Source organism: Pseudomonas reactans (genome assembly GCF_013387025.1).
Classification (GTDB): domain Bacteria; phylum Pseudomonadota; class Gammaproteobacteria; order Pseudomonadales; family Pseudomonadaceae; genus Aquipseudomonas; species Aquipseudomonas reactans.
Genome location: NZ_JACAQP010000006.1, coordinates 13,129 through 31,992 on the forward strand (window position 1 = coordinate 13,129; position 18,864 = coordinate 31,992).

Sequence of the window (18,864 nt, forward strand, 5' to 3'; positions counted from 1 at the left end):
ATGACTTCCTCAGAACACAAGCCGCTTTCCGGGATGGATCTGGTCATCGCGGCAATCATCCTGTCTCTGGCGAATTTCATGGTGGTGCTCGATACCAGCATCGCCAACGTGGCCATGCCCACGATCTCGGGGTCGACGGGTGTCTCGACGAGCCAGGGCACTTGGATCATCACGTCCTATGCTGTTGCGGAGGCCATCACCATCCCCCTGACCGGCTGGCTCGTTCGCCAGGTCGGCGAAGTACGGTTGTTCATGATCTGCGTCGTGGCATTCGTACTGTTCTCCGTGTGCTGCGGCCTGTCATGGTCTCTGGAAAGCCTCGTCTTCTTTCGCGTGTTGCAGGGGTTGGCCGGTGGACCGCTGATTCCGTTGTCATCGACGTTGATGCTGGCGGTGTTCCCCAAGAACAAGTCAAACATCGCGCTCTCGTTGTGGGGAATGATGACGGTCGTGGCCCCGATCTTCGGCCCAATCCTGGGCGGGATCATTTCGGATAACTGGCACTGGGGCTGGATATTTCACATCAACTTCGGGTTCGGCATCTTGGTCATGCTGGGCGCCATGAAAGTGCTTCGGGGCCGGGACGAACCCACGGAGCGTTCCCGCATCGACGGAATCGGTCTGGCGCTTCTGGTGGTTTTTGTCACCAGTTTCCAGATCATGATCGACAAGGGCCGCGAGCTGGATTGGTTCGCTTCGCCGCTAGTGGTCACGTGCGCCATCGTTGCAGCCGTTTCGCTGATCTATCTGATTATTTGGGAACTCACCGACTCCGATCCCGTGATCGACCTGAGCGTCTTCCGCTCGCGCAACTGGCTGGTTTCCTCAATCACGCAGAGCCTGATGTTCGGCATCTTTTTCGGCAACATCGTGCTGACGCCTCTGTGGCTCCAGCAACAGATGGGCTACACGGCGACATGGGCCGGCTTCGCTACCGCGCCGATGGGCATTCTCGCGGTGGCGACTTCACCGATCGTCGGTCGTCTCCTGCCGAAGGTTGACCCTCGTTGGATCGTCACCTACGGCATGGGTATCTTGGCCGTCTCGTTCTTCATGCGGGCGCATCTGACGACCCAAGCCGACTTCATGTCGGTGGCCATCGCGATGTTTGTCCTCGGCGCAGGCATTCCCGCATGCATGATTACGCTGACCTCGTTGGGTGTTTCCGACCTGCCGCCCGAGCGCATTGCGAATGGAGCCGGCCTGCAAAACTTCCTGCGCGTGCTCTCGATGGCGCTCGGATCGTCCCTGACCCAAACCTATTGGGAGCATATGTCGAAGGCAAACCGGTCCGAGCTTGTCTCAATCATCAACCCGAATGCAGGGCATGAAATCGCTTCCGCGGCGGTTCGCGCCGGAATACCGCCATCGAGTTCTACAGCATTTTTCTCGCGCCTGGTCGATGGTCAGGCTGTGATGCTGGCTACGAACGATTTTTATGCGCTGGCTACCGTGCTGATGATCCTCTCGATCGGCGCTATCTGGCTGGTTAAGCGGCCGAAGGGGCCACTCCAGAAAGTCACGGGGCATTGATCTAAGGAGCGTGAATACTGCCGACGGGGTGTGACATGCAATTGATATATGCAAGAGAAAGCAACGCCGATGTGCCACATGGCCTCATTCATCTGATGAGTCGGACCAACATGGCGATTTGGCAGCTCATCACTCAGAGAACGTCTTCGCTGGGCGGCCTTACAGGCATGCAGGCGAGCGTGCTGCTGCTGTTGGCGTGCCGCCAAAGCATGACCTCCGTTGACCTTGCGCGTGAGTACAAGCTCTACCCGAGTGGCATTACGCGACTGATAGATCGTCTGGTTAGTCGAGGGTTGATTCAGAGAGTTCCTTGCGAGCGTGATCGCAGAGTGACGTATCTCCTCGCAACACGCGATGGCAAGGAAACGGCTTCGCAACTGCCGTCGGTCTTTGACGGCGCTTACGCCATCCTCTTCGATGGAATGAATGAGAAGGATATTGATGCTCTCAAGCGATGCTTGAGGCACATGCTTCTAAACGCCCGCGCAGCGGAAGAACTGAGCAACTCACCTGTAAATCAGAGCTTTCTAACTTAACCGAGGTTCTACTGCCGACAGCTTTCGTGGCCTGCGACAAGAATGGGAACCGTGCAAATTGCACCGGCAAGGCGCGAGCGGTCCGCTTAGGAGACTGCGATGGAAATACGCCATCTTCGCTGCTTTATTGCAGTCGCCGAGGAATTGCATTTTGCTCGCGCTGCTGAGCGGCTGCACATTGAGCAGTCTCCCCTATCGCGCGCGATCAAAGAGCTGGAAGAAGACTTGGGTGCACAGCTTTTCGTGCGCAATACACGCAGCACCCGACTGACTCGCGCAGGCCAGCTATTTCTGGAACACGTGCCGCGCGTCTTCACGGCTTTGCAGCAGGCGCGCGACAGCGTGAAGGCGGCTGCCAACGGTTTTCATAACCAGTTGCGCGTTGCGCTATCGGATGGCATCCCGTCTTCACGCTTCTCAACCTTTCTAGCATTGTGTCGCGAAGAAGAACCGGAAATCGAGATACGTCTATCCGAAGTTTCGCTGGCCCAGCAGATCAAAGGGCTGCACGACGACCTTTACGACGTGGGGTTTGCTCGGTCGGATGAAGTTGGCGACGGCATCGTCGCCGAAGCTGTCTGGAGCGATCCCTTGATGGTGGCGGTGCCCTCTCGGCACCCGCTGTTGACGTACAAGCGCATCCCACTGGAGGAAGTGCTACGCCATCCGCTGGTGCTTGGCGATCCCCATGCGTGCGAAGGATATACGCGGCAGATTGAAAGGGTGCTGCGTAGGGTCGATCAAGAGCCGTTGATCGCCGAACGGGTGGCCTCCGTTGATTTGATGATGGCGATGGTGGCAGCAGGTTTCGCCCTTGGGCTGGCCGGAGCCTCGCAGATTGCCGCCAGCCGTGAACAGGGTGTGGTCGCGCGGCCTCTGGCTGGCCGCACACCCATGCTCACTACTTACCTGCTGCGCCGGGGCAACGAGCCTTCGGAAGTGTTGGCTCGTTTCATCGAGAGAACAAGCACCCTTGAACCATCCGCGACGAAGAAGCCGACCGTACTACCCGACCTTGATGCTTCGGAGGAAATCGAGCCATGAACAAGATTGTGCTGATTCTGCTTGCTGCGATGCTGACCGCCTGCGGCAAATCCGAACCCACCGAAACGGTAGAGGCACTTGCCGCCAATCCCCAACGATTGAAGGAACTGCGGCAACAGTGCAAGACGGATCGCGCCAAGCTGGGCGACGAACTCTGCAATCGTGTGGCTGAGGCGACGAATCGACGGTTCTTTGGCGATGGGAAGGCGCCCTATACCCCACCGAAAGAGCAGCCGAAGTTTTGATCGGGCCATCACCTACCTAATGATCAAGCGAGCCCGCGATGCCACACACTAGGCCGGCCATTAGTGCTGCAAAGACGGCTCTCGTGCTGTCCGGTGGCGGTGCGCGCGCCGCCTACCAGGTCGGTGTGCTTCAGGCTTTGGTGACGTTGCGCCGTGAACACCTGGGCGAAGGGGCGCCCAACCCCTTCGGTATCCTATGCGGCACCTCGGCAGGCGCAATCAACGCCGCCGCTTTAGCCTGTCGCGCAGACTCCTTTGACGCTGGCGTGGAGGCCATCGCCGCAGTTTGGCGCAACTTCAATGCTGGTCAGGTGTATCGCACCGACGCGCTTGGTATCGCTCGCAGCGGCGCACAGTGGCTGAGCGCGATCTCGGTAGGCTGGATGTTGGCACGCTGGCGCAAAGAAGGACCGCATTCACTACTGGACAATGGACCACTAGCCGAACTGCTGCGACATTGGGCGCCTTTGGAACTGCTGCCGCACATGCTGGCCCAGCGCCATCTGCGTGCGCTGGCGATCGGCGCGTCCAGTTACACCAGCGGCGAGCACTTCACCTTCTTTGAGTCCATCGGCGATATGACGGGCTACGAACGCTCGCAGCGGCTGGCCGTGCCCATGCGGCTGGGATTGGCACACCTGCTCGCTTCGGCGGCTATCCCATTCGTGTTCCCGGCACAACGCATCGAACATATGGAGCATGCCGGCTGGTACGGCGACGGCTCGATGCGGCAGACCGCGCCGATCTCTCCGGCCATCCACCTGGGCGCGCAACGTATGCTCATCGTCGGCGTTGGTCGGATGCACGAACCTCGCGGGCGACTCGTGCGTAACGGCGGCTACCCGACACTGGCCCAAGTCGGAGGACACGTGCTGTCGAACATATTTCTCGACGCGCTCACGGTGGACATCGAGCGTATGGAGCGCGTCAACCGTACCCTTGGAATGATGACGCTGGGCCAGCGCCTCGCCACCTCACTACGTCCGGTGAAGGCGCTGGTGATTGCGCCGAGCGAGCGCATCGACGACATCGCGGCACGCCACCAAAAGCACCTACCGCGGGCCGTGCGCGCCCTGTTGCGCGGCGTCGGCTCGTCCAGCGCGAGCGGCGACCTGAGCGGCGCCGCCCTGGTCAGCTATCTGCTGTTCGAGGCTCCATTCACCCAGGAGGTAATGGCGCTGGGTGAGCGCGACACGCTGGCGCAACGGCAGGCAGTCTGCGAATTTTTCGGGTGGCTCTGAGGGGATGGGTGCTGCACTTCGACTTTCAGGGTGCAAGCATTCGCATGCGCCGCGCGTATATCGCTCGACACGCCATAACCCGCCGTCGTAGGCGGCGTTTTCCGTACATTCGCCCGTGCATGAAATCTTGCTTTTTCCGCGATATTCCTGCCGATAACGGTCTTTGACCAACCCTTGACCTGACTCCGATCCTTATGCGTGCGGCACGCTTTTGTGCCGCGTGACAACGAGGAGAAAGCGGAGGCCGGGATGCAAGGTCAAGGTGTGCTGTTCGGGCAAATCGGTGTCGTGTTCGGCATCGTAATTGCCGGCGTGTGGAGCGCCACGCAGTGGACAGCCGCCGCCCTGGGCTATCAAGTACGCCTTGGCTCGCCCTGGTTCGACTTACTCGGCACGCCGGTCTATCACCCTTGGCGCTTGTTCGAGTGGTGGTTCTCATTCGACGCCTACGCACCGCGCATCTTTGACACCGGCGGCGCAATCGCTGGCGGCAGCGGCCTGGTGGCCGTGCTGGTCGCTATTGCCATGTCCGTATGGCGCTCGCGGCAATCGAAGCTGGTCACGACCTATGGCTCTGCACGCTGGGCCGAAGCCGCAGACATTCGCAAGGCCGGCCTGGACAAGCCTGCCGGCGTGTTTCTCGGCCTGCATCGTGGCCTATACCTGCGGCATGAAGGCCCGGAACACGTCCTGACCTTCGCGCCGACGCGCTCCGGCAAAGGCGTCGGCCTGGTAGTGCCCACGCTGTTGAGCTGGCCAGCGTCTGCCGTCATCCACGACATCAAGGGCGAGAACTGGCAGATCACGGCCGGCTGGCGTTCGCGCTTCTCGCACTGCCTGCTGTTCAACCCGACCGATCCGAAGTCGGCCGCGTACAACCCACTGCTGGAAGTCCGGCGCGGCGCGCATGAAGTGCGCGACGTACAGAACATCGCGGACATTCTCGTTGATCCCGAAGGTGCGCTCGAACGCCGCAACCACTGGGAGAAGACTTCGCACGCGCTGCTGGTCGGCGCCATCCTGCATGTGCTCTATGCGGGCGAGGACAAGACGCTGCGCGGCGTCGCCAACTTCCTGTCCGATCCCGCGTGCCCGTTTGAGTTGACGCTGCACCGGATGATGACCACGCGGCACCTGGGCGACGTGCCGCATCCCGTCGTCGCATCGGCTGCGCGCGAGGTGCTCAACAAGTCGGACAACGAGCGATCGGGCGTGCTGTCCACCGCCATGTCGTTCCTCGGCCTGTACCGCGATCCGACGGTGGCCGAAGTCACGTCGCGTTGCGATTGGCGCATCGCCGACCTGATCGCGTCCGAACATCCAGTCTCGCTGTACCTCGTCGTGCCGCCTTCGGACATCAGCCGCACCAAGCCGCTGGTGCGCTTGATCCTCAACCAGATCGGCCGGCGCCTAACCGAATCGCTCGACGGCAGCGATGGCATCGCGCGTCGGCACAAATTGCTGCTGATGCTCGACGAGTTCCCTGCGCTGGGCCGCCTCGACTTCTTCGAGACGGCCTTGGCGTTCATGGCCGGCTACGGCATCCGCAGCTTCCTCATCGCGCAGTCGCTCAACCAGATCGACAAAGCCTACGGCCAGAACCATTCCATCCTCGACAACTGCCATGTGCGCGTGACGTTCGCCACCAACGACGAACGCACCGCCAAACGCATCTCCGAAACGCTCGGTACGGCCACCGAGCTGCGTGCGCAGCGCAATTACGCCGGCCACCGGCTCGCACCGTGGCTGGGGCACCTGATGGTGTCGCGCCAGGAAACCGCGCGCCCACTGTTGACGCCCGGTGAAGTGATGCAGCTCCCGCCCGACGATGCCGTGGTGATGGTGTCCAGCGTCGCACCGATCAAGGCGAAGAAGTTGCGCTATTACGCCGACGCCAATTTCAAGCGCCGCGTGCTTCCGCCGCCCGCGCTCGCGGCCGGACGCTACGCCGATGCGCCGCCGGTTCGGCCCGACGACTGGAGCGGGCTGGCTATTCCTGCTGTGCCGGTCGCGCCTGCCGCCGGCCTGGCGGACGACGACACCGGCGCCGCTGCCGACGACGGCGGGCCGCGCCGGCAGCCAGAGCTATCCGAAATCGCCGAATACAGCCCCGAACAGCAGCCGGCCGACAACGACCTGGCGTTGCTCGATGACGACGACCTGCCGTTGCCGCTTCCCCGTCAGCTCGACCCGGCCATGCAGCGCACGGCCCGGCTGGCGTCCCTCGACCAACAAGACGGGATCGAGCTATGAGCCAGTACCGCCTCAACCTGTTCATTCCGCACGAGCATGCAAAACGCCTCGACGAGCTGGCCACCAAGAAAGGCGTCTCGAAGTCCAGCATCGTCGCGGCGGCGCTCGCATCGTGGCTGTCACCCGATGCAGGCGACCAGCGCGAGGCAGCCATCGCCAAGCGGCTCGATCGGTTGTCGCGCCAGTTCGAGCGGCTGGAGCGCGACCAGAACATCGAGATCGAGACGCTGGCGCTGTTCGTTCGCTACTACCTCACAGTCAGCACGCCGGTTCCCGAGGCGCATCAGGAAGCCGCACGCGCGCAGGGCAAGGCACGTTTCGAGCAGTTCGTCGAACAGCTCGGCCGCCACCTGATGCGCGGGCGCAGCCTTGTACGCGACGTGGTGGAAGAACTGAACCCCGATGCCGCCCGGCTCGATGACGCGGCGGCGCTGGCGGCGGCCGAGGAGTGTGGGTCATGAGCGCCGTGCCGCAATCCTTCGCCACTACATCGCTCGACCGGCGCATCCGCATGTTGCGCACGGCGATGGGGCCGCTGATCGCCGCCGCGCTGGAAGACCCGGACGTGGTGGAAATCATGCTGAACCCCGACCGCACGCTATGGGTCGATCGCCTGTCGTCGGGTCGTGCCCCGATGGGCGCCGAGCTGTCCGAGGCAGACGGCGAACGCATCATCCGCCTGGTCGCGGCCCACGTCGGCGCGGAAGTGCATCGCGGTCAGCCGCTGTTGACCGCCGAGCTGCCGGAAACCGGCGAACGCTTCGAGGGCATTCTGCCGCCGGCCGCTCCTGGCCCAGCCTTTGCGCTGCGCAAGCGCGCGGTCGGCGTCATTCCGCTGGAACGCTACGTCACCGACGGAATGATGACTGCTGAGCAGGCTGCGTTCCTGCGTGACGCGGTACGCGAGCGGCAGAACATTCTCATCGCCGGCGGCACCAGCACCGGCAAGACGACCTTGGCAAATGCCTTGCTCGCCGAGATCGCTGCCACCGGCGACCGCGTGCTGGTGCTCGAAGACACCATCGAACTGCAATGCGCGGCGCGCGACCACGTACCGCTGCGCACGCGCGCCGGCGTCGTGTCGATGACCGAGCTGGTGCGCGCCACGATGCGCCTGCGCCCCGACCGCGTGATCGTCGGCGAGGTACGCGGCGGCGAGGCGCTGGATCTCATCAAGGTGTGGGGCACCGGCCATCCCGGCGGCATCGCCACGATCCACGCCGGTTCCGCGCTTGGGGCATTGCTGCGCCTGGAGCAACTGATTCTCGAAGTGGCCGTGAACCCGCCGCGGGCGCTCGTCGCCGAGGCGGTCAATGTCGTCATCCACATCGCCGGCCGTGGCCGGCGCCGTCGTATCGAGAGCATCGCCCGCGTCTTTGGCTTCGACGGCGTGGGCTATCGCCTGGCAGATGCGCTGGAGCAGCCGCTTCCAGAAGTGCCGCTTTCTTCCCCGTCCCCTAACCACCTTGGAGAACTGCCATGACGCAGACGCACGCCCATGCTTTCCGCTTTTCCGTAAATCCGGTTTCCATCCCCGCACGCCTGCGCCGCCTGGTCGGGCCGGCGCACCACGGCCTGTTGTCGGCGACCGTCATGCTGGCGACCGCCGGCACGGCACAAGCCGCCGGTTCCTCGATGCCCTGGGAAGGGCCGCTGCAATCCATCCTCGAATCTATCCAAGGGCCAGTCGCGCGCATCGTCGCGGTCATCATCATCATCGCCACCGGCCTCGCGCTTGCGTTCGGTGACACCAGCGGCGGCTTCCGCAAGCTGATCCAGATCGTGTTCGGTCTGTCCATTGCGTTCGCGGCATCGAGCTTCTTCCTGTCGTTCTTCAGTTTCTCCGGCGGGGCCGTCGTATGAGCACGGCCACCGACCTGCCTGGCTTCGAGGTGCCTCTGCATCGCTCGCTGACCGAGCCGATCCTGCTGGGCGGTGCGCCGCGCACCGTGGCGATCGCCAACGGGACGCTGGCCGCGGCCGTGGGCTTGGGCCTGCAACTCTGGATTCCCGGTGTCGTGCTCTGGATCGTCGGCCATTCGCTGGCGGTGTGGGGTGCGCGCGTCGATCCGCAGTTCATGCAGGTGTTCGCCAAGCACCTCAAGCACAAGCCGCTGCTGGACGTGTGACGGGAGGACGCCGCAATGCTCAACCTCGCCGAATACCGCCAGCGCCCAGCCTTGCTCGCCGACTGGCTGCCGTGGGCCGGCCTGGTCGCGCCGGGTGTCGTCTTGAACAAGGACGGCAGTTTTCAACGTACGGCGCGGTTCCGTGGGCCTGACTTGGAAAGCGCAACGCAAGGCGAACTGATCGCCAAGACTGCGCGCCTAAACAACGCACTGCGCCGCCTCGGTGCCGGCTGGGCACTGTTCGTCGAAGCCGAGCGCCTGCCGGCGGCGGACTATCCGCACTCGGACTTTCCCGAACCGCTGTCGTGGCTGGTGGACGAGGAACGGCGCGCGACCTTCGAGGAATCCGGCAACCATTTCGAGAGCGGCTATCACTTCACGCTGCAATACCTGCCGCCGGAGGAATCCCGCGCCCGCGCGGCCAAGCTGCTCTACGAGAACACACCGACCGCCGGCGTGGACTGGCGTGAACACTTGACCGCGTTCGGCGCCGAAACCGAACGCATCTTCGACCTTCTCGATGGCGTGATGCCGGAGATTGCGTGGCTGGACGACAGCCAGACGCTGACCTACCTGCACGCGACCGTCTCGACGCGGCGCTATCGCATCGGTGTTCCCGAAGTGCCTTTCCATCTGGACGCGCTGCTGGCCGATTCGGCACTGGTCGGTGGCTTGGCGCCCACGCTGGGCGACCAGCACCTGCGCGTGGTGTCGGTGCGCGGCTTTCCGACCTCGACCTGGCCGGGCTTGCTGGACGACCTCAACCGCCTGGGCTTTGCCTACCGCTGGAGCACGCGCTTCCTCTGCATGGACAAAGCCGAGGCGGAAAAGGAACTGGGCCGCCTGCGCCGCCAGTGGTTTGCGAAAAGGAAGAACGTCGTCGCGCTGCTGCGCGAGACGATCTTCCAGCAGGAAAGCCCGCTGGTCGATACCGACGCCAGCAACAAGGCCGCCGATGCCGACGCGGCCTTGCAGGAACTGGGCAGCGATCAAGTCGCGTTCGGCTATCTCACCGCCACGGTGACGGTGCTCGACGCCGACCCGGCCGTGGCCGACGAGAAGCTGCGCATGGTGGAGCGCGTCATCCAAGGGCGCGGGTTCGTCACCATCCCCGAGACCCTCAACGCCGTGGATGCGTGGCTATCGTCCATTCCCGGCAACGCCTACGCGAACGTGCGCCAGCCCATCGTCTCGACGCTGAACCTGGCGCACATGATACCGCTGTCGGCAGTATGGGCCGGGCCGGAGAAGAACGACCACCTCGACGGCCCGCCGCTGATCGTCACCCGCACCGATGGCGCAACGCCTTTTCGCTTGGTCACGCACATCGGCGACGTGGGGCATACGCTGGTCGCCGGCCCGACCGGCATGGGCAAGTCGGTACTGCTGGCGACGCTGGCCTTGCAGTTCCGACGCTACTTCGGCTCGCGGATCTTCGCCTTCGACATGGGCCGCTCCATGCGCGCCACCATCCTCGGCCTGGGCGGCGAGCACTACGACCTGGGCGCCGATGGCAGCATCGCATTCCAGCCGCTCGCCCGCATCGACCATGAGGGCTACCGCTCCTGGGCCGCCGAATGGGTGGAAGGTCGCCTGCTGCATGAAGGCGTGACCGTCGGCCCGGACGAGAAGGTGGCCATCTGGTCGGCGCTGGGGAGCCTCGCCGGTGCGCCGCAGGAACAGCGCACGATGACCGGGCTTTCCGTGCTGCTGCAATCGAACGCGCTGCGCCAGGCACTCGCGCCTTATGTCCTGGGCGGCGCGCACGGAAAGCTGCTGGACTCCGACCACGACCGGCTTGGCATGGCCGGCGTGCAGGGCTTCGAGATGGAAGAACTGATGCACAGCCCCGCCGCCGTGCAAGCAGTGCTGCGTTATCTGTTCGCCCGCTTCGACGAGCGTTTCGACGGTGCGCCCACGCTGCTGATTCTCGATGAGGCGTGGCTGTTCCTCGATGAGCCGTCTTTCGCGGCCCGCATCCGGCAATGGCTCAAGACGCTCAGGAAAAAGAACGTCAGCGTCATCTTTGCCACGCAGTCGCTGGCCGACATCAAGGATTCGACCATCGCGCCAGCCATCATCGAAAGCTGCGCGAGCAGGATTTTCTTACCTAATCCGCAGGCCACCGAGCCGCAGATTCGCACGATCTACGAGGGCTTCGGCCTCAACAGTCGGCAAATCGAGATCGTCGCCACTGCGCAGCCCAAGCGCGACTACTACTACCAATCCAGATTAGGCAATCGCTTGTTCGACCTCGACCTGGGGCCGGCCGCGCTCGCGTTCGCGGGCGCATCCACACCGCAAGACCAACGCGACATCGACCGCGTGCTGACGCAGGCCGGCGCACCCGGCTTCGCCGGCGCGTGGCTGCGCCATCGCGGCCTCGATTGGGCCGCCGACCTGCTGCCGTCCGCACCATCTGCCGCGTCCTTCCTCGCTCCCCAACCACAGGAGATTTCGCAATGAAGATTCGCCTTTTTTCCCTCGTCATCGCTGCGTTGATCGGTGTCACGTCCACCGCGCAGGCGCAATGGGTCGTCGTCGATCCAACCAACCTCGTGCAGAACACGCTGACCGCGGTTCGCACGCTGGAGCAGATCAACAACCAGATTCAGCAACTCCAGAACGAAGCGCAGATGCTCATCAACCAGGGGCGTAACCTGGCGAGCCTGCCGTTCAACGTGGTCAACCGGCTGCGCTCGACGCTGGCGACCACCCAGCAACTCATCGCGCAGGCGCAAGGACTGGCGTTCCAGGTGCAGAGCATGGACCAGCAGTTCGCGCGCCTATACCCAGAGCAGTACGCCGCGACCGTGAGCGGCAACCAGATGTACCAAGATGCCCACCAGCGTTGGCAGAACACGCTCGAAGGCTTGCAGGCCGCGATGCGGATGCAGGCGCAGGTGTCGCAGAACGTGACCGAGGACGAGGGCGTGCTGACCGATCTGGTCGGCCAGAGCCAGTCGGCCACGGGCGCCTTGCAGGCCATGCAGGCGACCAATCAGCTTTTGGCCTTGCAGGCGAAGCAATCCATTCAGGCGCAGCAGCTCCAGCTCACGCAGGGGCGCGCGGTGTCGCTGGAACTGGCGCGTCAGGCCGCCGCCGTCGAACGTGGCCGTGAGGTGACGCGACGCTTTCTCGGCACCGGCACGGCGTACACGCCGCAGTCGGTCAACTTCTACGGCAACTGACGGGCACGGCCATGAAGCACGCGCCCGTCCTGTTTGCCTTCGTGTGCCTGCTGGCGGGTTGCGACCGGCGGCAGGCGCTGTCGGTCGATGCACTGGCCGCCAATCCGGCACGGCTGCACGCGCTGCGTGCGCAGTGCCGGCATGGCGAACATGACGGCGCGTTCTGCGCGCAGGTCGCGCAAGCCGATCTGCGCCGCTTCCTTTCCGGGCGGGCCGGGCCGGATGAATACCAGACGCTGGCCGACCTGCCGCCGATCCCGGCCAGCTTCGACGATCCCAGCGCGCCGATGGAGGCACGGCCATGAACGACGTTTCGATAATCGACCACTTCCTCAACGTCTTCTCAACCTACATCGACTCCGGCTTCGGCCTGCTGCGCGGCGAAGTCGCGTTCCTGACCGCAACGCTGGTGGCGATCGACATGACGCTCGCCGGTTTGTATTGGGCGCTCGGCCACGCTACCGGCCAGGGCGAAGACGTGATGGCGAAGCTCATCCGCAAGGTGCTCTACGTCGGCGCCTTCGCCTACATCATCGGCAACTTCAACATGCTGGCGAGCATCGTGTTCCGCTCGTTCGCCGGCCTGGGCCTGACGGCTACCGGCTCGACCTTGAGCATGGAGACGTTCCTGCAACCGGGGCATCTCGCCAAGACCGGCATCGACGCGGCAGCGCCGATCCTCGACCAGATCAGCGAGATGGCCGGTTTCCCCGAGGTGTTCATCAACCTCACACCCATCGTCGTGATGTTTCTCGCCTGGCTGGTGGTCATCCTCTGCTTCTTCGTGCTGGCGGTGCAGCTTTTCATCACGCTGATCGAGTTCAAGCTGACCACGCTCGCCGGCTTCGTGCTTGTGCCGTTCGCGCTCTGGAACAAGACCGCGTTCCTCGCCGAAAAAGTGCTCGGTAACGTGGTGGCGTCGGGCATCAAGGTGTTGGTACTGGCCGTCATCGTCGGCATCGGTACGGGCTTGTTCGCCGAGTTCCAGGTCACGCCCGATGAACCTTCCATCGATCATGCGCTGGTCGTGATGCTGGCCTCGCTCGCCATGCTCGCGCTCGGCATCTACGGGCCGGGCATCGCCACGGGCCTTGTGTCCGGCTCGCCGCAGCTCGGGGCCGGCGCGATGGCTGGTGCGGCGCTAGGCGCGGCGGGAACAGCCGTCGCTGTCGGCGCTGCCGCTACCGGCGTTGGCGGTGCTGTTGCTGCTGGTGCTCGCATGGCGCCGGCCGCCGCCAGCGCCATCGGCAGCGGCGCCCGTGCCGCTGCTTCGACCGCGACCGGCGCGCGGTCGGCGTTCCAAGCCGGTTCCGCCGCCGCCGGCGGCGGCGCGAAAGGCGCAATGGCTGGCCTGGGCAATGTTGCTAAGACCGGCGCGCAAGCAGTCGGCCAGAAGGCCGCCGCCGGGGTGCGCTCAGTTGGGCAGCGCGCAGCCGCCGCGTTTCGCTCGGACGGCGCGGGCGCCGCCGCATCCGGTGCCAGCGCATCCGGTCAGGCCGCGAGCGAAGCACAAGCCAACACTGCCGAGCAGTCGCAGCCCGCCTGGGCCAAGCGGCTGCACCGCCGTCAACAGATCGCCCATGCGGCGACCACTGCCGCGCACACATTGCGCGGCGGGGATGGCGGTGGCTCGGCGCAAGGCCCAAGCCTGGGCAATTCCGATTCTTGAGGAGAACGAGCCATGCGATTCAAGCGACCGCAGGTGCGCTACGCCGATACACCGCAGCCTGCCACCCCGTATCAAGCCGCCGCGCAGGTGTGGGACGAGCGTATCGGCTCGGGCCGCGTGCAGGCGAAGAACTGGCGGCTGATGGCCTTCGGCTGCCTTGCGCTCGCGCTGCTACTCGCGGGCGACCGAATTCGGCTTTCCACGCAATCGCTGGTGACGCCCTACGTGGTCGAGGTGGAAAAGGATCATGTGCGCGCTGTTGGCGAGGCAATTACGCCGTACAAACCCACGGACGCGCAGATCGCGTTCCACCTCGCGCACTTCGTCACGCTGGTTCGCTCGCTGTCCATCGACCCCATCGTGGTGCGGCAGAACTGGCTCGATGCCTATGACTACACCACCGACCGCGGCGCGGCTGTGCTCAACGATTACGCCAGCAAGAACGACCCGTTCGCTCGCGTCGGCAAAGAATCCGTGACGGTGCAGATCACCAGCGTCACGCGCGCTAGCGATTCGTCGTTCAACGTGCGCTGGACAGAACAGCGATTCATCAATGGCGCACCGGCCGGAACCGAACGCTGGAACGCCGTGATTTCCACCGTCCTGCAAACCCCGCGCACCGAGCAGCGCCTGCGCAAGAACCCGCTGGGCATCTACGTCAACGGGCTGTCGTGGAGCCGCGAACTGGATGCGTCCGAAGGAGCCAAACCATGAAATCACTGCAAACCCGTCCTCTGCCATTACCCCGGCCCGGCAGTATCGAAAGAAAAACCCGTGTTGGGCGCAGCCAACCGGACGCCGACGAAAATGAATACCGCCGGCGTTTGAACGATGGGCTGATGCTGGCTTTCCCGCTGTTTTCGCCGCGCTTCGGACTGGATCGCCAAGTCCTCTACACGGTCAGCTTGTTGACCTTGGTGGCTGCGCTCGCTGGCTGCGCCTCGCAAGGCAAGCCGCCGCCACGCATCTCGCTCGATGAGCCAGTGCAGGCGCAGCCGCTACCGGAACCGCCCAAGCCTGTCGAAGTGGTGACGGTGCCGAAAGTGTTGCCGCTGCCGGCGCAGATGAAGCCACTGCCGGAAGCGGACGAGGCCAAGCCCGCACCGGAGCCGGCCGACGAAACTGTGCGCGTGTCGCGCGCCAACGCCGAGGCGCGCATCGCGCCAACGCGCGAGGGCTACGTCAATGCGATTCAGGTCTGGCCCTTCACCGACGGCGCGCTATACCAAGTCTATGCCGCGCCGGGGCGCGTCACCGTGATTTCGCTCCAGCCCGGTGAGGAACTGGTAACGGTCGCCGCCGGCGATACCGTGCGCTGGATCGTCGGCGACACATCCAGCGGCGCCGGCAATGATCTGCGCGTGAACGTGCTGGTGAAACCCATCCGCTCCGGCCTTAAAACGAACGTGGTCATCACCACCAGCCGGCGCACCTACCTGATCGAGCTGACCTCGACCGACAAGGCATGGATGGCGTCGGTATCGTGGGAGTATCCGAAAGACCAGATGCTCGCGTTGCGGCGTCAGGATCAAGCCGCGCAAGCGGCCGCGCCGGTCGATACCGGCTTGTCGCTGGAAAAGATCCGCTTCCGCTACGCGATCAGCGGCAGCAATCCACCGTGGAAGCCGTTGCGCGCCTTCGATGACGGCGAGAAGGTCTATATCCAGTTTCCACCGGGCATCGCCCAAGGCGAACTGCCGCCACTGTTCGTCATCGGCGCGCAGGGCGACGGGCAACTGGTGAACTACCGCTTCCGCTCGCCGTACTACATCGTGGATCGGCTGTTCGGCGCGGCCGAACTGCGTCTCGGTGGAGACAAGGGCGACATGGTGCGCATCGAGCGTACGGATGGCACGCGGGGGAACTGACCATGAGCCACGACGGAATCCCGGACGTGCCGATTCCTGATGCCACGCCGAAGGTCGCGCCGGAGAATGTGGCGCTGCGAGCGCAGCCGCGCCCGGTGACACGTCTCAATCGGCGCACGCTGGCGCTGCTGACTGGTGGCCTCGGCGTCGCGGTACTGGGCGCAACGATGTGGTCATTGCAGCCGACGCACCGGCGCGGCGGCAACGAGCCGGCCGAGCTTTACAACGTGGATCGCGTGTCGAAGTCCGAAGGACTCGACCAGCTTCCCGCCGACTACTCGAAGCTGCCGCCGAAGGTGCCAGAGTTGGGGCCGCCGCTGCCGGGCGACCTGGGGCCGGCTATCGTGAACTCGCAGCAGCCAGCGGTGGCCCGCTACACGCCGCCCGGCCAGGATGCGGCGGCAGCCGAGCGTGACGCGAGGCGCAAGGAAGCCGAAGCGGCAGCGGGATCGTCGGTGTTCTTCCGCTCCAGCAACCAGCGTGCCGCTTCTGCGCCTGCGCAAGTGGCGGCTGCCGGCCCGTCATCTGGCTTGGCCGGCTTCGACCCGCAGGCCGCTGGGCCGGCCTCGACGGCGGCGCAGCCTGCCGACCCGACCACAGTGCAGAACCGGCAAGACCAGAAAGAGGTGTTCCAGAAAGCCGGAACCACGGAAACCCGTAATTCCGGCAATCTACAAATGCCGTCCTCGCCCTATCAGGTAATGGCGGGGACGGTAATCGCGGCGGCGCTGGTGACAGGCATCAAGTCGGACTTGCCCGGCGACGTGATCGGCACGGTGACGGAGCCGGTGTACGACACCGCCACCGGCCGCTATCTGTTGGTCCCGCAGGGTTCGCGCATCTTCGGCAAGTACAACAGCCAGGTCGCCTACGGGCAGAGCCGGGTTCAAGTTGTCTGGAACCGCATCATCCTGCCCGACACGTCCTCGCTGACGCTGGACAACCTTGCTGGCACCGATCCGGCCGGCTACGCCGGCCTGGAGGATGGCGTCGATTGGCATTGGGATCGCGTCTTCGCCGGTGCGGCGCTGACGACGCTGCTGGGCGTCGGCGCCGAACTGGCCGCGCCGGAGAACCGTAACGGCGATCGCGTCATCATCGCCGGCCGCGACAGCCTGCAGGACAGCGTTAATCAGGTCGGGCAGGAGATGACCCGGCGCAACCTCAACATCCAGCCCACTTTGACCGAGCGGCCGGGCCTGCCGGTGCGCATCATCGTCAACCGCGATCTGGTGCTGCGGCCCTACCAGCCGCTGTTCTTCAATCGGGGAGCTTCGCAATGAGTACGACCAAGAAGCTGCGGCTCGGGCCGCTGCCCAAGACCGAGAGCATCAAGCTGACCTTCGCCTGTCCAGCCGGCCTCAAGGCCGACCTCGACCGCTATGCGGTGCTGCACGCGCAGACCTACGGCGAAACGGTCGATGCAACGACGCTGATCCCGCACATGCTGGAGGCATTCATCGCCGGGGATCGGGGATTCAGGAAGGGAGCGGCAGTCGCCAAGGCTTCGCCGCCGAAACCGCCCTGATGCTGCGGACGAGTCCGCTAGCATCCCCATGACGGAAGCGCAGCTCACGGGCTGCGCTTCGCTTTTGAGGGCGTCTTGCGATAAGTTGGGGCTATGATGACGACGCGACCTTGCCCGCTACGACGCCCCTGCGTTTACTACCGCGAAGCGCCTATGCGGCACCTAGCTCGATAAGCAGCAAGAGCACATGGCGGTCGAAATCTGGCCTAACCTCTTGCCCCATAAGACCTTTCGCACCGCTGCATGTCCGCACTAAGGGCTTGACAGCGGACATTTTTTATGCCCATTGCCGCACATTCAGGCCGTGTTCATTGTACGTAGGCGTCTGCATTGTCTAAGGTGCAAGCATTGCCGATGGAGCGTGCTGGATGACTGCTGTTGATTTACCCGCTGTACCCCGCGTGTTGATTGCCGAGGCGGACCCCTGGTCGCGGGACCTGCTTAAGCAAGTGTTGTTGAATGTGCGCTGCGACGCACGGCTGGATGTGTGTGCGGACGGGCAGCAAGCAGCGACGTTGCTGCGAGAAAAAGCCTACGACCTGATCCTGGCCGATTGGGAGCTTCCGGGCGTCGATGGTCTGAGCCTGCTGCGCAGCGTGCGCCAGAAGCGCCGCTCGCCAGCGTTGCCGTTCATTCTGCTGAGCAGTCGCAATGACAGTGCCAGCGTGCGTGAAGCCTTGCCTCTGGCGCCCACGGCGTATCTGACCAAACCCTTGAATATGGAAGGCCTGACCCAGCGCCTGCAAGACCTGCTGCTCAACGAAGGCGAAACGGTGTACTGCGAGATTCCACCGCTGTCACCGGGCATGACCTTGCCGGTGTTCCTTGAGCGCCGCCGCGAAGCGTCCGATGGCGCGCCGTTGCGAGTCGATGTGAGAGCTGCAGTGCAGCACAGCCTCGGGCCCGAAGGCTTGGACCTCAAGCGCCTGGAAGACCAGGTGCGCGCGGACCCGCAAATCACCGCTGTGCTTATTGCGGCCGCCAACAGCGCCGGCCATCACGGCACCCCCGTTCAATCCTTGCCTGCGGCGTTGCAAAAGCTGGTGCCGGGGCAAAGCATGAACCTGATTCTCGGCCTGGCGCTCAAGCACAACGTGGTGCTGGGTGACCCGGCCCTGGTGGCCTATGCGGAGCGCCATTGGCAGTTGTCCCAGGACACCGCCGACTACGCTCGGCGGTTGGCACGCATGCTGGAGCTGGACCACGAACGTTGCTACAGCGCCGCTATCCTCCATCGGCTGGGTGACCTGGCGCTGTTGCGCTGCCTGGAAGACTGGCGCCAGGGCGGCGGTGCGCTGGATGACGAAGCGATTGGTGAGTCTCTCTACACCTTCGGCGCCGCCTATGGTTCGGCACTGCGCGCGCGTTGGCGTTTGCCGCTGGAACTGCGCCAACTGATTGCGGCGACCTACTCCCTGGAAGGCGGGGTGTATGGCCGGGATGCGTTGGTGGTGAACCTGGCCGCGCAGATGGCGCGCTTGACTGAGCATGAAGGGTTGGAAGAGGTCGCCAGGGGCAAGACTGCACGATTGCTCAAGGTCGGCTTGGCGGAACTGATGCGGGTACGCAAGGCCTGAAGTCCACACCGATCACCCTGTAGGAGCTGGCTTGCCAGCGATGGCGGTGT

Annotated in this window: 19 protein-coding genes; all 19 read left to right on the forward strand. The window is 64.3% G+C overall.

The window, feature by feature from the left end:
• Positions 1 to 1,533, forward strand: coding sequence for a DHA2 family efflux MFS transporter permease subunit (locus HX793_RS06500; RefSeq protein ID WP_057379585.1), 1,533 nt, complete (start codon positions 1 to 3; stop codon positions 1,531 to 1,533).
• 35 nt (positions 1,534 to 1,568) lie between these two features.
• Positions 1,569 to 2,069, forward strand: a complete 501-nt coding sequence (locus HX793_RS06505; RefSeq protein ID WP_049876657.1) for a MarR family winged helix-turn-helix transcriptional regulator — start codon at positions 1,569 to 1,571, stop codon at positions 2,067 to 2,069.
• Positions 2,070 to 2,168: 99 nt separating this feature from the next.
• Positions 2,169 to 3,113 carry a LysR family transcriptional regulator gene (locus tag HX793_RS06510; protein WP_178905464.1) on the forward strand — a complete coding sequence of 315 codons (945 nt, stop codon included), beginning with the start codon at positions 2,169 to 2,171 and terminating at the stop codon, positions 3,111 to 3,113.
• Positions 3,110 to 3,358 carry an EexN family lipoprotein gene (locus HX793_RS06515; RefSeq protein ID WP_023124812.1) on the forward strand — a complete coding sequence of 83 codons (249 nt, stop codon included), beginning with the start codon at positions 3,110 to 3,112 and terminating at the stop codon, positions 3,356 to 3,358. Before HX793_RS06510 ends, HX793_RS06515 begins: the two co-directional genes overlap by 4 nt.
• 83 nt (positions 3,359 to 3,441) lie before the next feature.
• Positions 3,442 to 4,599, forward strand: coding sequence for a patatin-like phospholipase family protein (locus tag HX793_RS06520; protein WP_228770476.1), 1,158 nt, complete (start codon positions 3,442 to 3,444; stop codon positions 4,597 to 4,599).
• 249 nt (positions 4,600 to 4,848) lie between these two features.
• Positions 4,849 to 6,852, forward strand: a complete 2,004-nt coding sequence (locus tag HX793_RS06525; RefSeq protein WP_023124814.1) for a conjugal transfer protein TraG — start codon at positions 4,849 to 4,851, stop codon at positions 6,850 to 6,852.
• Complete coding sequence (locus HX793_RS06530) at positions 6,849 to 7,313, forward strand: hypothetical protein (protein ID WP_023124815.1); 465 nt, start codon at positions 6,849 to 6,851, stop codon at positions 7,311 to 7,313. Before HX793_RS06525 ends, HX793_RS06530 begins: the two co-directional genes overlap by 4 nt.
• Positions 7,310 to 8,335, forward strand: coding sequence for a P-type conjugative transfer ATPase TrbB (trbB, locus tag HX793_RS06535; protein ID WP_023124816.1), 1,026 nt, complete (start codon positions 7,310 to 7,312; stop codon positions 8,333 to 8,335). Before HX793_RS06530 ends, trbB begins: the two co-directional genes overlap by 4 nt.
• Entirely contained in the window at positions 8,332 to 8,715 is a 384-nt protein-coding gene (locus HX793_RS06540) for a TrbC/VirB2 family type IV secretion system protein (protein ID WP_023124817.1), read from the forward strand. The genes trbB and HX793_RS06540 overlap by 4 nt, the downstream gene beginning before the upstream one ends.
• Positions 8,712 to 8,981, forward strand: a complete 270-nt coding sequence (locus tag HX793_RS06545; RefSeq protein ID WP_023087386.1) for a VirB3 family type IV secretion system protein — start codon at positions 8,712 to 8,714, stop codon at positions 8,979 to 8,981. Before HX793_RS06540 ends, HX793_RS06545 begins: the two co-directional genes overlap by 4 nt.
• A 15-nt stretch (positions 8,982 to 8,996) precedes the next feature.
• Positions 8,997 to 11,447, forward strand: coding sequence for a conjugal transfer protein TrbE (gene trbE, locus HX793_RS06550; protein ID WP_024087513.1), 2,451 nt, complete (start codon positions 8,997 to 8,999; stop codon positions 11,445 to 11,447).
• Positions 11,444 to 12,172 (forward strand): P-type conjugative transfer protein TrbJ, encoded by a 729-nt coding sequence (gene trbJ / locus HX793_RS06555; RefSeq protein ID WP_024087512.1) that lies wholly within the window; start codon positions 11,444 to 11,446, stop codon positions 12,170 to 12,172. Before trbE ends, trbJ begins: the two co-directional genes overlap by 4 nt.
• Positions 12,173 to 12,183: 11 nt before the next feature.
• Positions 12,184 to 12,477 (forward strand): EexN family lipoprotein, encoded by a 294-nt coding sequence (locus tag HX793_RS06560; RefSeq protein ID WP_024087511.1) that lies wholly within the window; start codon positions 12,184 to 12,186, stop codon positions 12,475 to 12,477.
• Positions 12,474 to 13,841, forward strand: a complete 1,368-nt coding sequence (gene trbL, locus HX793_RS06565; RefSeq protein ID WP_024087510.1) for a P-type conjugative transfer protein TrbL — start codon at positions 12,474 to 12,476, stop codon at positions 13,839 to 13,841. The genes HX793_RS06560 and trbL overlap by 4 nt, the downstream gene beginning before the upstream one ends.
• Before the next feature lie 12 nt (positions 13,842 to 13,853).
• Positions 13,854 to 14,555 carry a conjugal transfer protein TrbF gene (gene trbF / locus HX793_RS06570; protein ID WP_024087509.1) on the forward strand — a complete coding sequence of 234 codons (702 nt, stop codon included), beginning with the start codon at positions 13,854 to 13,856 and terminating at the stop codon, positions 14,553 to 14,555.
• Positions 14,556 to 14,824: 269 nt separating this feature from the next.
• The gene (gene trbG / locus HX793_RS06575) at positions 14,825 to 15,709 is read left to right on the forward strand and encodes a P-type conjugative transfer protein TrbG (protein WP_428842760.1); all 885 of its coding nucleotides are present in this window, start codon (positions 14,825 to 14,827) and stop codon (positions 15,707 to 15,709) included.
• A gap of 2 nt (positions 15,710 to 15,711) precedes the next feature.
• Positions 15,712 to 16,992: a TraB/TrbI/VirB10 family type IV secretion system protein gene (locus HX793_RS06580; protein ID WP_023124822.1), complete on the forward strand. Its 1,281-nt coding sequence runs from the start codon at positions 15,712 to 15,714 to the stop codon at positions 16,990 to 16,992.
• A complete protein-coding gene (locus tag HX793_RS06585; protein WP_003160610.1) occupies positions 16,989 to 17,237 on the forward strand; it encodes a DUF2274 domain-containing protein in 249 nt (82 codons plus the stop codon). The genes HX793_RS06580 and HX793_RS06585 overlap by 4 nt, the downstream gene beginning before the upstream one ends.
• Positions 17,238 to 17,605: 368 nt before the next feature.
• Complete coding sequence (locus HX793_RS06590; protein WP_177051862.1) at positions 17,606 to 18,814, forward strand: HDOD domain-containing protein; 1,209 nt, start codon at positions 17,606 to 17,608, stop codon at positions 18,812 to 18,814.
• Positions 18,815 to 18,864: the final 50 nt, after the last annotated feature.